This window comes from Verrucomicrobium sp. BvORR034, assembly GCF_000739635.1.
Taxonomy (GTDB): domain Bacteria; phylum Verrucomicrobiota; class Verrucomicrobiia; order Verrucomicrobiales; family Verrucomicrobiaceae; genus Verrucomicrobium.
Window position 1 is genome coordinate 44,635 of the sequence record NZ_BATQ01000075.1, and the last position, 15,323, is coordinate 59,957.

The following is a 15,323-nucleotide window of genomic DNA, read 5'->3' on the forward strand; positions in this document are numbered from 1 at the left end:
TCAGGTCACGCCCGGCGGAATGTCCAGACGAGGAAGCCCATTCCCAGCACCGCACCGGGCATGAGGATGGCCGTCACCCAGAAGATCTGCTGACGCTGGTCCTGCTTGAGTTCGAGCCGGAACATCTGCTTCCGTTTCGGGGTAATGCCCATGAACCGCTCGCGGTTCAGCATCCAGTTGAGGCTGGAGGAAATAAAGTCCTGATGGGAGGCGAGGCGCGTGGCGGGATCAAGGAGAAGGGCGTTGCCGATCACGACCATGCGGGCGCTGTCCACACGCAGGCGTTCATCGCCCACGGCCCCGCGCTCCACACTGGCGGCCACGTGTACTGGCGGCCGGGTGTCCTCGCGATCCACCATGGGGAGCTGCTGGGTGTATTCGGTCTCGCCCCAGAAACGCTCGGCTGCATCAATCAAGGGCTGCACCTGGATCTGACGGCTGGTCAGCTCCGCGGATTCCGTCTTCAAATCCAGCGACTGCGTCTGTCCGCTGAAGCTGGCGGAGACCTCGGTGAAGGGCTTGCTGATTGGGGAGTCTTGCAGGAAGACCGTTTGCACAGAGAACTGCACCTTCGGGCCGGTGCTGGTGCTTTCCGCGTAGAGCACGCGGTCCTGTCGTGGCGTCACACCCTGTTTGGTCAGGAAGCTCCGGAGGCGGGGAGCCTCGCCATTGGGGTCCAGCAGGACCAGCAGGGCGGCCCGTTTGGTCTGCCAGTAGGCGTCCAGCACCTGCATTTCACGCTCACTCAGATCATAGCGCGCACCCACCAGGATCACCCCGCTGGCATCCTCGGGTATCGACTCCACGTCGGTGAGGTTCAAGGGCATGACTTCAAAGTTCTGCTGCTTCCCGAGGTCGGCCAAGGCGATGTAGGCGAGCTCTGTGCCGCCAGGGCTGACAGCTCCTTTGCCCGCGATGAAGTAGAAACGCCGGACCCGGCCCTCAATGAGTCCCATGATGGCGGAGGTGATGGCGTCCTCCCCCCGGAGATCCACGCTTGGGTTGTCGCGGTCTCCGTTCAGACCGCGGATGATGATTTCATTCTCCGTGATGAAACGGTTGCGGTCGTTGGCTCGAACCAGGATGCCGTTTCCCGTGAGGGCAATGCCATAGGACAACTTCAGCTTTTCCGCATCCTCCAGGTCGCGGGCGGGGTCGATCTCATCCACGCGTACCCGGGACTTTTTGACCTGCCGGTACTCCTCCGCCAGCGCCCGCATGTCCTGCATGATCACGGAGTCGCGATTGAAGATCAGCGTGATCTCCACATCTTTGGAGAGCTTCTTGATATAACCGATGGTGGTGTCGCTCAGCGTGTAGTCTTTGCTGGGGCTCAGGTCCTTTCGGACGTAGTGACGGTAGCTCAGGTAGTTTGCAGCGCCAAACAGCGCGATCACCAGCAGAGTCTGGAAAGCCACATTGATGCCGATGCCCAACCGATGGAGGGGCCGGGCTGCGGGTGGCTGGGGCGGGGTGGTGCCAGGGGGATTGGCGGGCGGGGTGTCCGACATGAAACGTGAGGAAAAGCTGGAGGAGAAAACGCGACCGGTCACAGAGGGCCGGGAGAGGGGGCGGGTGGATCACACCCGCCAGCGGCGGAATTCCAGCACCTGGTGGGTGCCGACAATAAAGAAAAACGCCAGGCTGACGTAGTAGGCGATGGGCCGGGAATCGAGCAGGCCGTAGGTGAAGACGCGGATGTGCTCGACGGTGGCGATGTAGTGGACCAGTTCCACAAACTTCTCTGGAATCCGATTGCCCAAATAGAGGACGAAGACGCCGAGCAGATAATGCATGAGGCTGATGGTGAAGGAGAGCACCGCCGCGACGATCTGGTTCGAGGTAAGGGCGGAGGCAAAACACCCGGCCGCCAGGTTGAAGAGCCCCATCACGAAGATGAGCAGGTAGATGCCATAGAGGCTGCCGTGCGGGATCTCCGTGGCCCCGGCGGTCATGCTTTCGAAGATGAAGAAGTTGGCCAGACTGGGAATCCAGATCAGGCAGTAGAGGACAACAGAGGCGAGGTACTTGGACCACACGACCTGCCACGTTCGCACCGGGGCAGTGAACAGCGTTTCAAAGGTCCCCAGCTTCCGCTCCTCCGCAAAAAGGCGCATGGTCAGCAGGGGGAAGATGAAGAAGTAGGAGAGCCAGAACCACTGGGAGTGGAACGTCCAGCTCACCAGGCTGCCCTGCTGAGGACCGCGTTCGAGGATGGCCACGGCGGCGCGAAAGGAGAAGCCGTTGATAATCATCACCAGGGCGATGACGACATAGGCGACAGGAGAGTAGAAAAAGCTGCGGAGTTCCCGGGTCAGCAGGATGAAGAAGGTGCGCATCGGAAAAGGCGGAGAAAGGGGCGAGAAGGCGGAAGGGAGCTCTGATTAGACGTGCGTCAGCTCGACGAAGACATCTTCCAGGCTGGGCAGTTCACGCCGGAGTTCCCGGATCTGCCACCGGTTCTTGAGCGCGAGATCGAAGATCGCCTCCCGGATGTCGGTGCGGGCTTCGATGCGGAGCGTGAAGTGGCTCCAGTTGCCCTCCTGCCTCTCCGCTGTGATCTTGCGCACGCCAGTTACCTTGGCGAGATGCTCCTCGTACCCGGTGCCGCCGGAGACTTCCAGGTGAAGGTCGCTGGCTGCGCGCAGTTTGCGCACCAGGTTCTGAGGGGTGTCATCGGCGCGCAGTTTGCCCTGGTGAAGGAGCAGGACCCGGTCGCAGGTTTGTTCCACCTGGCTCAGGATGTGGGTGGAAAGGAGAATGGTCTGGCGGCCTTTGAAGGCGAGCAGCAACTCGCGGACATGGCGGATCTGGTTGGGATCGAGGCCGTTGGTAGGCTCGTCCAGGATGAGGAGGGGGGGCTTGCCGACCAGGGCATCAGCGAGCGCCACCCGCTGGCGGAAGCCCTTGGAAAGGTTGGCGATGATCTTGCGGCGGACCTCGGTCAGAGCGCAGGCGTCCATCACCTCGCCCACTCGTTTGCGCAGGAGACTGCCTCCCAGGCCCTTGAGCGCTCCGCGGAACTGCAGGTACTCTTTGACCCGCATGTCCATGTAGAGGGGGGCATTCTCCGGCATGTAGCCCAGGCTGCGCCGGGCATCGATCGACTGGTGGAACACATCAAAACCGTTGACTCTCGCCGTCCCGGAGGTGGGGGAGAGGAACCCGGTCAAGATACGCATGGTGGTGCTTTTGCCTGCCCCGTTGGGGCCGAGAAAGCCGACCACCTCGCCGGGTTCCACCTTGAAGGAGAGACCATCCACGGCGGTCTTGCCTACATAGGACTTGGTGAGGTTTTGGACATCAATCATCAGGAACGTCAACGAAAGCGCAGGTTGGCAGGAGTGACAAGCTTTTGCCGTCAAGGAAGGTTCACCCTCGGGTAGATGGGGGGAAATGGAGGGCAGAGCGGGGCATTTCCGGTCCCACTCTCAAGAATGCGGGCACTTAATTGCGGATTTTTGAAGTTTCCCTCCTTGGCAGCGTACGCGTATCTCCTTCAACAGGGCTGCCAGTTCGCAACCCCGCGAAACAATTGCAATTCAAGTCATATTTCTGCTTTCCCGCAGAGGCTCCCGATACATAGTGTCAGCCCCTGCATTCTTGCCATGAACGCCACTCTCCCCTACCGGGCAAACGTTGACCTGCTCGAAGAGAAATACCTCGCCTGGAAAAACAACAGTCACGATGTCGAGCCCGCCTGGGCCTCCTTCTTTGAAGGGTTCGAACTGGGCATGGCACAAAAAGTGGGAGCAGGGGGGGATGCTGCAAAAGATGCCACAGGCCAGCAGCTTTCTGAAAAAGCGCTGGCTTTCCGCACCAAGGTGACCAATGCCATCCTCGACTTCCGTCGCGTGGGGCACACTGCCGCCTGGGTCAACCCGCTGAGCAAGACCGCCCCGGACCAGCCGCTGCTGAGCCTGACGAGCCTTGGGTTCACGGAAGATGAGCTCGACGAAGAGATCAGCACCCAGTTCTTTGCCAACGGCCGTCGCGTGAAACTGCGCGAGATGCTGGAGACTCTCCGCCGGATCTATTGCGACCGGATCGGATTCGAGTTCATGCACATTCACAACCGCGAGGTGCGTGCGTGGCTGCGGGATCGGATTGAGCGTCGTGTGGAGCAACCGGCTCCGACGGCGGCAGACCAGGAGGAGCTGCTTCGCTGGTTGCTGCAGCCAGAGACCTTTGAGCGCTTCCTGCACAAGCGCTATGTCGGCCAGAAGCGCTTTTCAATCGAAGGTGGCGAAGGCCTGATGGTGGCGCTTGAATCCATTTTTGAAGATCTGCCAAGCTATGGTGGCGAGGAAATCGTCATGGGCATGGCCCACCGTGGCCGTCTGAGCGTGCTGGCGAACTACCTCAAGAAGCCCCTCAAGACCCTCTTCTATGAGTTCTCCGAAAACTACGTGCCCAACATGGTGGCAGGTGACGGGGACGTGAAGTACCACCTTGGCTTCCAGACGAAGCGCCGTACGAAGTCTGGCAACGAGGTCATGATCGATCTGGCGGCGAATCCGAGCCACCTCGAGGCGGTGGATCCCGTCGTGGAAGGCAAGGCCCGCGCCCGTCAGCGCCACCTGGAAGACACGGTGAATCGCAAAAAGGTGCTCCCGGTTCTCATTCACGGGGACGCTGCCTTCGCAGGGCAGGGGATGGTGGCGGAGGTGCTCAACCTCTCCCAGCTTCCCGGCTACCGCACGGGGGGGACCATCCACCTTGTCACGAACAACCAGATTGGCTTCACCACGCTGCCGGCGGATGCCCGCTCGTCTGATTATTGTACGGATATCGCGAAGGTGATCGAAGCCCCGGTGATCCATGTGAACGGTGACTCGCCTGTGGACGTGGCTTTTGCCGCCCGTCTGGCCCTTGAGTTCCGTCAGACTTTCTCCCGCGATGTGGTGCTGGATATTGTGTGCTACCGCCGTCACGGTCACAACGAGACCGACGAGCCGAGCTTCACCACCCCGCATCTGGCCCGGTCGATTGCCGAACATCCCACTCCCGCCACCCTCTACGGGCAGCGTCTTGCCGAGGAAGGTGTGCTCAAAGCAGAGCGCGTGGACGAGCTTCGCAAAGAGCTGGAAGCAGCTCTGGAAGCCGGATTCTCCGAACTGGCGGATGACGAGAAGAAGAAGGGGCACAACCCCTTTGAAGGAAGCACAGCCCAGCCGCAGCCACGTTATACTCATGATGCGGTGGTGACCGGGCTTCCTGCTGAAGGCCTGCGTACCCTGGGCCTCAAGCTGGTGGAGCCCCCGCCAGACTTCCGTCTGCACCCCACCATTGAGAAGCGCTTCCTGGCGGCTCGCAAAAAGGCGCTGGAATCAGGCGCTGGATTTGACTGGGCCCATGCCGAAGCGCTGGCCTTTGGAACCCTGCTGGCGGATGGCACGGGGGTGCGTCTCAGCGGGCAGGACTGCCGCCGTGGCACCTTCAGCCAGCGCCACTGCGTGCTGTATGACAACTCCACCCGCGAGCGCTACATCCCGCTGCAAAATATCCAGCCGGAGCAGGGGCGCTTCTGCGTTTACAACTCCCTCCTTTCCGAGGCGGCGGTGCTTGGCTTCGACTACGGTTACTCTCTGCTGGCTCCCAACGTTCTCATCTGCTGGGAAGCCCAGTTCGGTGACTTCGTGAACGGTGCCCAGGTCATCATCGACCAGTTTATCGCCAGTGCAGAAAGCAAGTGGGGCCAGCCCAGCAGCATCGTCATGCTGCTTCCGCACGGCTTCGAAGGTCAGGGTCCAGAGCACAGCAGCGGCCGCCTGGAGCGTTTCCTGCAACTCTGTGCCGGCTGCAACATGCAGGTGGCCAACCTCACGACCCCTGCCCAGTACTTCCACATCCTTCGTCGTCAGATGAAGCGGCCTTTCCGCAAGCCGCTGGTGCTGATGACCCCCAAGAGCCTTCTGCGCCATCCGCAGGCGGTCTCCAAGCTGGAGGACTTCGGCGACGGCACGCACTTCCATGATGTGCTGGATGATGACACGCTGACGACGGACCCGAACCGCATTACCCGCCTCATCTTCTGCTCAGGCAAGGTGTACTACGATCTGCTGGAGTTCCGGAAGGAGAACGAGATCAAGAACGCTGCGATCATCCGCGTCGAGCAGCTCTACCCGCTGAATGTGGGATTGATCGAGAAGATCGCCGCCCGCTACCCCCGTGCTCAGAAGAAATGGATCTGGTGCCAGGAGGAGCCCGAGAACATGGGTGCCTGGACTTTCATCCGCCATCGTCTGGAAGAAATGACCAATCACGTGCTCCGCTATGCCGGCCGTGAACGTGCCTCCAGCCCTGCCGCTGGCTCCAAGGCGATCCACACCCACGAACAGGAGCGCCTGGTGGAAGATGCGTTCAGCGTCTAGTTTCAACCTCTCGTTAATCTCTCCCAGCAACCAGTCAGTCAGCCCAGCACCATGCCCACAGAAATCAAGATACCGACCCTCGGGGAATCCATTGCCAGCGGCCTGCTCTCGAAGTGGCACAAAAAGGATGGCGACGCCGTCAAGGCGGGGGAAATCCTGATCACGCTGGAAACCGACAAGGTGGCCCAGGAGATCGCGGCGGATGTGGACGGCATTTTGCGCATCACCGCCCAGGAGGGCGACGATGTTCCTGTGGGTGCCGTGGTGGGCTCGATTGAAGAAGGTTCCAGTGCGGCCGCTCCTGCACCCAAGGCAGAAGCACCTGCTGCCGCTCCCGCTCCTGCTGAGGCTCCGGCGCCCGCTGCCGCCCCAGAGGCTGCCAAGCCGGCTGCTGCTCCAGCGCCCGCCGCTGCGGAAGCTCCCCAATTGAAGCTGGTGCCCAAGCCAGAGGCCGCTCCTGCTCCAGCCCCCGCGGTGAAGCGTGAGCCCGAAGGTCGCGTGACCCGGAAGCGGATGACTCCGCTGCGCAAGCGCATCGCGGAGCAACTCGTTTCCGCCCAGCGCAACGCTGCTATTCTGACCACCTTCAACGAGTGCGACATGAGCGCCTTGATGAACCTGCGCAAGCAGCTTCAGGATGACTTCGTGAAGAAGCACGGCGTGAAGCTTGGCTTCATGTCCTTCTTCGTGAAGGCGGTGGTGGATGCCCTCAAGGCAGTGCCGCAGATCAACGTGCGGGTGGATGGCGATGAAATCGTCACCAACAACTTTTACGACATCGGCGTCGCCATCGGCACCGAACGCGGACTCATCGTCCCCATCCTGCGTGATGCGGACAAGAAGAGCTTTGCCGACATCGAGCGCGACATCCTTGACTATGCGGCCAAGGCCAAGCAGGGCAAAATCCAAATCGACGATCTCACCGGTGGTGTCTTCACCGTCAGCAACGGCGGTGTCTACGGCTCGCTCTTGAGCACGCCGATTCTGAATCCCCCGCAAAGCGGTATTCTGGGCATGCACACCATCCAGCAGCGCCCGATGGCCGTGGACGGCCAGGTCGTCATCCGCCCGATGATGTACCTCGCTCTCAGCTACGACCACCGCGTGGTGGACGGCAAGGAGGCTGTGACCTTCCTCATCCGCATCAAGGAGTGCATTGAGAATCCTGCCCGCCTCTTGGTGGGTGCCTAAGGGAAGATTCTGCGACCATTTACGAAACGGGCAGCTCCGAATGGGGCTGCCCGTTTTTCGTTGATGCCGTCAGGGAAATGGGAATGCGGGGGATCGGGTCCCGCAGTATGGAGAATGCCCGTGTTGGAAATTCGGATCAAGGGACGATTGGGGCGTGAGCGGGGCTGGGAACCCCCGCCTCCTTTATGCACGAACAAACTGCGAGGGACTTGGCCAGGGAGTAAAGGAGGTGGGGATTCACTTCCAAGCAGTTAAAGTTGCATGCGCCGCCATTTGCTCTTGAGTGCTCTGGAACTGCAGAGCCCGATTGACGATGACGAAAAACTTCGCCCACCCCCTCTCGACCTCGCTTCTCCTTCTGACCGCGTGTTCCGCCTCGCTGCTGGGCCAGGTGACCAGTCCGCCAGGAATGGTGGTTCCGCCGCCGTCAAAACTGATTGAGCCAGGATTGGAAAATGCGGTCAAGTGGACGTGGCGGGTGGTGCCTCCTGCAGATGATCGCTGGGGCCGTCTCATGGCAGAGATCCGGGCAGCTTCTGCCCCCGCCGTCAGTCCAAATGGCTCGGGCACCCCTGGTGTTCCCGGAGCGCCGGGCGAGGCTGCGCCCGCCATGTCTCCACCCCGTCCGCAGGAGTACACGGTGGAGAAAGGGGATGCGATTGCGAAAATCGCCCGAAAGTTCAGCATGTCTTCTGATCAATTGAAGACGGCCAATGGCCTGACATCGGACGTGATCCGGATTGGCCAGACTCTGAAGATTCCCACGCTGGAGGAGTTGAAGGCCATGGTGCCGCCCCCGCCTCCCAAGCCGGCGGAAGGCACAGCTGAGGCAAAGAAAGGTGGCAAACCTGCCGCTCCCAAGCCGATGCCGGTGTATGGGCTGCAGGCCCAGCAGGAGTATGTGAACGTCCTGCTCCAGGTTTACATGGACCGGGAGGGCTTCTCCTGTGGATACATTGACGGCAAGTCCGGCCCGGTCTTCCAGAAGCTGGTGGAGCTCTTTTTGACATCTCACGATGGACTGACGGACCAGACATCGCTCGTGGAGCGAGCCCGCTCGGTGTTGGGAGACCCCTTTACCACGTATCAACTGCGGCCAGATGATCTCCGTTTCATCATGGCGGGCCCCACGGGCGTAGGAACAACGGCCGCAGCTCCCAAACGACCCGCTGCTTCTGGCAAATCAGGGGCAAAGGGACCGGTGGAACCTGATCTCACCTATCGGGACCTTGTTGGACCTCCTTTGTTGCTGTACCGGAGTGCGTGGGAACTGGTGGCGGAGCGCTTCCACTGCGATGAGGGCTTCCTTCGGCGGATGAACTCCAAGATCAAAAGCACGCCGGTGGTGGGGACCACTTTCAGGGTGCCGAACGTCTTTCCGTTTGAGATCGAGCACGCCATGGAGGGCAGCTTGCAGCCGATTGCAGACACGTCGGAGCCAGTGACGGCCTCGATCATCGCGCTTACCCGCTTGCAGATTTACAAAGGAGGCCGGCTTGTGTCGGTGATGCCGGTGGCATCCGCGCGTCCCGGTCTCCGCGGTCGCAACTTCTGGACGGTGCTGGATGCCATCCCGGCGCCCCGCCTAGCCACTCTACAGGAAGATCGGGACCCACCTAAAGCGCCGGCCTCGCCTGTGATTTCGATTGGGGCAGCCTCCATCCCCACGCCGGAAGCCGCACCGCCGAAGGCCAAGCTGGAGGAAGAGCAGTTTCTGGGTTCCGGCCCCAACAATCCAGTAGGGGTGGTGTGGATCAATCTGGCCCGCGGCAAAGGCGCAGAGCCGCTGCCGTTTGGACTGCATGGCACGAGCATCCCCGCGAAGATGAACTCTCAGGAAGGGTTGGGTGGGTTCCGCCTCACCAACTGGGACATCGTCCGGGCGGTCAAGCTGATGCCGGCGGGCACCCAGCTTGAGTGGAAGGAGAATTGAGGTGAGGGGAACTATTTCCCGTTGCTCCGGCGGCACCAACTCAGGGCAAGGCGGCCCAGCCAGTGGCTGCGCAGTTTTTTCACCAGATTGAGGTCGTCCCCTGAGCGGGCGAGTTTTGCCTCCAACCTTCCAATCTCGGCCGCCAGCTTGTCCTTCTCCTTGCCAAACGATTCCACCTGTTTCTGCTGGATGCGGTTGGTGACGTGAAGTGCCTCTACGTCGCGTACGGCCACGGCGAGCTGGCGGAGGTACACCAGCGCCGCCTTTCGTTCCGCATCTGCCTGCGTCAGAAGATCGTGACCGTGACGGATTGGCAGCTGCTGCCAGGTGTGGACCACCTTCTCGTGAAGGGCTGACAGACGGTCGATGGCCTGATTGAGGGGGCATTGCGCGCGAGCTATCTCCGTGGCCGCCTTCGCGGCCTCCGGGTCATAGGCGGCAAGGCAACTCTGCAAGATGGAGGCGTCAAAGCCCGGATCGGCACGCTTCGGTGAAAAATTCTGACGCTGCAGCTTCTGGAAATTGTCGGCACGGGCCCAGCCGATGCAGCTTTGGTAATTGGCAATAACCACGGCACATCCACTGGCCATGGCCTCCAGGGCGGAACGACCTGAGCCCAGCACGATATCGTAGCGTGGGAGTGCCAGCTCCGGCGTACGCCGGTCTGTCTCTGTCCAGTCGGCCGTGGTTTCCAGCCGGATCTGATGGTGCTCGAAGGCGGGGCGCAGTTTCGCCACCACTCCCGGCTCCCCGAGACCGCCGCCGAACATGAGGGCTCGTTCTGGTTTGGCGGAGGGAGTGCGGGTGCCTTGAAATCGATGGGTATCCACCCAGTTGGGGACGGTGGTGATCTGATCCTCTTCCAACCCAAGATTGATCCGCGTGCTGTCAGCCAGATCCTGGCACATGGAGATGTAGTGCAGGATGCGAGGGTGGACCGGCGGGCGTTCCACCCACGGCACCCCGCCGTGGATGTGATAGACTGCAGGAGTCTCCGGAAACGCCAGCAGGGCGGTCATGGCATCCAGGTGGTGCTGGGCGTGGATGAGATCTGGCTTGAAAGGGCAGGCATCTGGCTGGGTCAGAACAGGGATGCTGGAGGCGCTCAGCAGCTCGGCGACCTCACCCAAGGTGGAGCTGTATGCGGCCACCTCGTGTCCACGAAGTTGTAGCGCACGAGCTATTTCATAAACCACCAGTTCCGTGCCAGCACGGGCCGAGAGGGAATGGTTGGTGATGAGAATGCGCATGAGGACTCCGGTCAGTGGGCGAATGCTTCAACAACGTGATCCAGGAGGGGCTGGACCTTTGGGTGGGCGATGGCCAGCACCACATCGCCGGGCACAAGGCGAGGGGGGACTGACTGCGTCCATGACTCCACGGCGCCGACGCGATGCGTGGGAGTGGCGCGTGCCACAAGCATGCCATGCACTGTATCAGAAAAGCCTGGATTGACCGGGGCACACAGCACCGGCTTGAAGACATCCGCCAGCAGCACCAGGTCAAACTGGCTCATCGCCACGGAGAGCTCAGAGTCCTTGCCTGGCAGGCCATTCACGATGAAGGGCTGGTAGAGCAGAACCAGGCGGCGGTCAGGATACCGAAGGCGGAAATTCTCCTGCACCAGCAGGAGGCTTTCCGGAAGATAAGCCAGATCACGGTAGAGATCGATGCCGCGGCGCGACCCAACCAGATCCTGGCGCCCCTGCACACCCTGAAAGGTGGAGAGATGGGTGGCGGAGTGCGCCAGGGGCACCCCGTGGTGTTCGGCTGCAACGGCTGCCATCGCAGCATTCAACGCATTGTGGCGTCCGGTGATGGGTAAGAAAAATTCGGTCCTGTCCAAGGTGAAGTAGATGCCGTTCACCTCCTGGTTCCAATTCGAGATTCGAATGTCAGCGCTTTCCTCGAATCCCACCCGTTGCCGTTTGCAGGGGGCCATTTCAGCCACCTGTCGGGTCAGGGGGCCATCGTCACCTGTCAGCAGCAGACCATTGGCTGGCATCTGGCAGATGAGCGTGCGGAAGTGGCCCAAGGATGACTCATCCCCTTGATGGTACTCGGGATGGTCTGGATACACATTGGTGAGGAGGACGGTGGAGGGTCGGTAGTAGGCGAACTTGGGGCTGTGATCCCAGAAGAGAGTCTCGTAGTCATCCCCTTCGATGACATTCAGTCCTTGTCCTGGGAAGCGCCCCGGCGGCATCACGTTCTTGGGCACGCCACCGATGAGATAGCCTGGAGAGAGCCCTTCCTGCTCCAGGATCCATGCCAACATGGTGGTTGTGGTAGTTTTGCCCTTGGTCCCGGCCACGACGAGATTTTTCTTCCCGTGAAGGAAGTGTTCCAGGAGGAACTGCGGCAACGAATAGTAGGGAATCTGTCCCGCGAGCACCGCCTCCACCTCCAGGTTTCCACGGGAGTACTGCCGACTGATCACCACCTTGGCCGCGCCGATCAAGTGGTCAGGGTGAAATTCCCGGCGAAAGGATATGCCTTCTGCCTCCAACAGAGCCACAGGTTCGCCATAGGCGGTGGGTTCATCCGAACCGGTGATGGGGATTCCGGCGCGATGAAGGGCCACGGCGAGACTGGACATGCCTTTGCCGCAGATGCCTATGAAATGAACAGGCCCGGTGATGGCGTGGAACGGGGGAGTTCCCGAATCGATGGACGAGATCGGGCCGTTGCTCATGCTTCAGTGTGGCAGGTCGCTGGGGTTTCGACAATAACCATTTTCATCGACAGGTGTGACGAAACGATGAGCGGGCCGTCATCGGGCCTGCAGGGAGAAATATCGGAGAATGAGTGACGCATGGTTGCTTGTCTGAATCGAATTTTACAGCCGGCGGCACGCGGGACTTTCCACCTATGAGATATTGGAGAAAATACAACCACGGACATGTGTCCGCCTTGGTGATGGCAGGCCTGTGCCCACGGCGGGAGCATTCAGGTTGTTTCCCTTATTTTGGTTGAGAGATGGAGCATGGGTCTTTTGGTCTGTGCTGCTCTAAGGGAATGCGGCTTACACCCTGAACTGACGCCAACTGCCATGCCATCTGATGTCGGGGCAATCCACCCAAAAGGTGTAACAGAAAAAAACAATTCGCAGGTTTGCGGCTGGGCATACCCCTTTGAGATGACGCAGCTGCGTACAAGGGGCAGCGATGGAGGAGTAGTTTCCTTTGCTGCACGTAAGGAAAATGAGTAGAGCTCCGAAGAGCAGGCATAAATAGTGTCCGATGGAAAGCAAATCTCGTAGTGTTTGCCCTGCGAGTTCGCGGTGGTTTAGTTGCCGACCATGCAGCACAAGAACATCGATGACATCGCCACAGGGATTTCACGAATCTGGTCCCGGCGAACTGTCGTGGCCCTTGCTCTGGCTGCATCTGGTTCCCTTGCGCTCCGGGCCGCCAGCGAGAGCGATGTGGAAGTCCGGGCGGATCTAAAGGTCCCGTTTGAGCAACAGCATGTGAAAGGGGTGATCGTCATCTTTGACCCCGCCACCGGCAAGGTCCTGACCAACGATTCTGAGCGGGCCAGAAAGCAGTACATCCCTGCATCCACCTTCAAGATTCCCAACTCGTTGATCGGCCTCAATGTGGGGGCGGTGAAGGGGATCGATGAAGTGCTGCCGTATGGCGGAAAGCCTCAGCCTTTCAAAGAGTGGGAGCAGGATATGAACCTGCGCGAGGCCATCAAGGTCTCCAACGTGGCGGTTTACCAGGAGCTGGCACGGCGCATTGGCCTGGAGCGGATGCAAGGGGCGCTGCGAGACCTGCGGTATGGCAACATGGAAGCCGGCCCGGTGGTGGATCAGTTCTGGCTGAGCGGTCCATTGAAGATTTCGGCCTTGGAGCAAACCCAGTTTCTTGCCAGGCTGGCCTCGGGAAGCCTGCCAGTTTCAAAACAGGCGGTGGCAGCCGTGAAGGAAATAACGGTGCTGGAGAAGTCTGCCGCCGCGGCTTTGCATGCCAAGACCGGATGGTGCATCGCCTACCGGCCCGGTCCCGATCTTGGCTGGTGGGTGGGCTGGGTGGAAGAGGTGACGAGCGGCAAGGTGGTCACCTTTGCCCTGAACATCGACATGGCAGGCAAGGCGGATATCGCAAAACGCCTGATCATCGGGAAGGCCTGTCTGAAGCTCGCCGGTGTGGTGCTGCCGGGAGAATGAGTCTGGCGGCCGGGGAGGCTTGGAAGGGCGTACTGGTTGCGCCTTCACCTTGAGTATGGATTGAGTCGCGTTAGGATGGCCGCCCCATCCCCTAAATCACCCTGATGATCCGCAATTTCCTCCTCGACTGGTCCGGCACCCTTGCAGACGATTTGGGAGGAGTACTGACCGCCACCAATGGCATCTTGGGGCACTATGGAAAAGCCGCCCTGGATCGCGAGGGTTTCCGGGCGCTTTTCCGCCTTCCCTACACTGAGTTTTATCGTGAAGTGCTTCCGGACGTGGACTTGGAGGAGGCCAAAGCGCTGTATCTGCGCCATTTCCCAGAAGGCGACGAGGTGGTGCCGCTCCTGCCCCACGCCAGGGCGTTCCTGGAATATGCCGCAGCGACCGGGCGTCGCATGGTACTGCTGAGCAGTGCTCCCCAGGAACATTTTGAGGCGCAGGCTGGGGCCAACGGGGTGCGGGAGTTCTTCGAGGCCGCGTACTGTGGGGTGGTGGACAAGCGGGAAGCCATTCACGAGATACTGGAGCGACAGGGGATGCTGCCTGCTGAGACCGCCTTCATTGGGGACATGCGGCATGATGTGGAGGCGGCGCATGCTGCGGGGGTGCTGTCCATCGCCACGGCAACGGGGTATGAGTCGACGACGGTGCTGATGCAGGCGCATCCGGAAATTCTTGTGCGGGACCTTTCGCGCCTGCCGCAGCTCCTGGGGGGCTGGCATGTTCAGGCAGCCACTACGGCGGGGCATGGAGCGGTCCATCCCCTGGCCACCGTCGGGGCGTTGATTCTGGACCAGCAGGGGAGGGTGCTTCTGCTCAAAACCCACAAGTGGAGCCACCGTTGGGGCATCCCGGGTGGCAAGATCAAGCGGGGGGAGACCTGTGAGGCAGCCTTGCGCCGTGAGATTCTGGAGGAAACCGCGCTGGAGCTGCAACCGGGCATCCGGTTTGTGATGGTGCAGGATTGTGTGGAGCCGCCGGAATTCGAGCGGAGCGCCCACTTCCTGCTGCTCAACTACCTGGCGGTTTGCTCCTCGACAGAGCCGGAGGTGCATCTGAACGACGAGGCAGAAGCGTTCCAGTGGCTGCCGTGGGAGGAAGCCATGCAGACAGACCTGAACATTCCCACCCGCATCTTGATGGAAGAGATCCGACGTCGCGATGGCTTCGGACTGGTATAGCGTTGAAGTTCGAACATGATCATGATTCATCCGGATCAAATTCAAATAGTGGGGCTGGACCTGCCGGTGCGCATCGGCGTGCCGGAGGAGGAGAGGGAGAACTGGCAGGTGCTTTCTGCCGACATCACCATGGAAATGGCGAGGGGGTTCGACACCATGACAGACGAGCTGTCCTGCACGCTGGACTACTCCGTGGCGGCCAATCAGGCGCGGGATCTCGCGGCGGGGCGTCCCCGGTTGCTCCTGGAGACGTTGGCGGCGGAACTGGTCGCTTACTTTTTGGAGGACGACCGGGTCGACTGTGTCGAAGTGACGCTCCGCAAGCGTATCCTTCCTGGAACCAATCATGTCGCGGTGAAAATGCGACGCTCAAAGCGGGTGGCATAGCCGTTGAACAAGAAAAACTTGCGCGCAAGCTCGCCCGCATGTTTGTCTAGCCCTACGCCATGCTCCCACATGGTCTG

General features: G+C 60.7%; 11 protein-coding genes. 6 read left to right on the forward strand and 5 right to left on the reverse strand.

Annotated elements, in window-relative coordinates:
• Window positions 1–5: 5 nt before the first annotated feature.
• The 3 genes from BV034_RS13230 to BV034_RS13240 all read right to left on the reverse strand — a co-directional run bounded on the left by BV034_RS13230 (window position 6) and on the right by BV034_RS13240 (window position 3,311).
• Entirely contained in the window at window positions 6–1,511 is a 1,506-nt protein-coding gene (locus BV034_RS13230; RefSeq protein WP_050027484.1) for a GldG family protein, read from the reverse strand.
• Between the two features lie 69 nt (window positions 1,512–1,580).
• Window positions 1,581–2,339 carry an ABC transporter permease gene (locus BV034_RS13235; RefSeq protein ID WP_050027485.1) on the reverse strand — a complete coding sequence of 253 codons (759 nt, stop codon included), beginning with the start codon at window positions 2,337–2,339 and terminating at the stop codon, window positions 1,581–1,583.
• A gap of 45 nt (window positions 2,340–2,384) precedes the next feature.
• Window positions 2,385–3,311, reverse strand: a complete 927-nt coding sequence (locus BV034_RS13240) for an ABC transporter ATP-binding protein (protein ID WP_050027486.1) — start codon at window positions 3,309–3,311, stop codon at window positions 2,385–2,387.
• Window positions 3,312–3,608: 297 nt separating this feature from the next.
• On the opposite strand from BV034_RS13240, the gene BV034_RS13245 reads away from it, so the two are divergent.
• From BV034_RS13245 to BV034_RS13255, 3 genes are all read left to right on the forward strand, one after another.
• On the forward strand, window positions 3,609–6,374 hold the full coding sequence (locus tag BV034_RS13245) for a 2-oxoglutarate dehydrogenase E1 component (protein WP_050027487.1): 2,766 nt from the start codon (window positions 3,609–3,611) through the stop codon (window positions 6,372–6,374).
• Between the two features lie 51 nt (window positions 6,375–6,425).
• Window positions 6,426–7,565, forward strand: coding sequence for a dihydrolipoyllysine-residue succinyltransferase (gene sucB, locus BV034_RS13250; RefSeq protein WP_050027488.1), 1,140 nt, complete (start codon window positions 6,426–6,428; stop codon window positions 7,563–7,565).
• A 313-nt stretch (window positions 7,566–7,878) separates the two neighbouring features.
• Window positions 7,879–9,498 carry a LysM peptidoglycan-binding domain-containing protein gene (locus BV034_RS13255; protein ID WP_050027489.1) on the forward strand — a complete coding sequence of 540 codons (1,620 nt, stop codon included), beginning with the start codon at window positions 7,879–7,881 and terminating at the stop codon, window positions 9,496–9,498.
• A gap of 11 nt (window positions 9,499–9,509) precedes the next feature.
• Here BV034_RS13255 and BV034_RS13260 read toward each other — a convergent pair whose 3' ends face one another.
• Both BV034_RS13260 and BV034_RS13265 read right to left on the reverse strand, forming a co-directional pair.
• Window positions 9,510–10,748, reverse strand: a complete 1,239-nt coding sequence (locus tag BV034_RS13260; RefSeq protein WP_050027490.1) for a glycosyltransferase — start codon at window positions 10,746–10,748, stop codon at window positions 9,510–9,512.
• An 11-nt stretch (window positions 10,749–10,759) separates the two neighbouring features.
• Window positions 10,760–12,193: a Mur ligase family protein gene (locus BV034_RS13265; RefSeq protein WP_050027491.1), complete on the reverse strand. Its 1,434-nt coding sequence runs from the start codon at window positions 12,191–12,193 to the stop codon at window positions 10,760–10,762.
• 606 nt (window positions 12,194–12,799) lie between these two features.
• On the opposite strand from BV034_RS13265, the gene blaOXA reads away from it, so the two are divergent.
• From blaOXA to BV034_RS13280, 3 genes are all read left to right on the forward strand, one after another.
• On the forward strand, window positions 12,800–13,672 hold the full coding sequence (gene blaOXA, locus BV034_RS13270; RefSeq protein WP_081887783.1) for a class D beta-lactamase: 873 nt from the start codon (window positions 12,800–12,802) through the stop codon (window positions 13,670–13,672).
• Between the two features lie 104 nt (window positions 13,673–13,776).
• A complete protein-coding gene (locus tag BV034_RS34715; RefSeq protein ID WP_081887784.1) occupies window positions 13,777–14,859 on the forward strand; it encodes an NUDIX domain-containing protein in 1,083 nt (360 codons plus the stop codon).
• Window positions 14,860–14,874: 15 nt separating this feature from the next.
• Complete coding sequence (locus BV034_RS13280; protein ID WP_050027492.1) at window positions 14,875–15,246, forward strand: dihydroneopterin aldolase; 372 nt, start codon at window positions 14,875–14,877, stop codon at window positions 15,244–15,246.
• The last annotated feature ends 77 nt before the right edge of the window (window positions 15,247–15,323 follow it).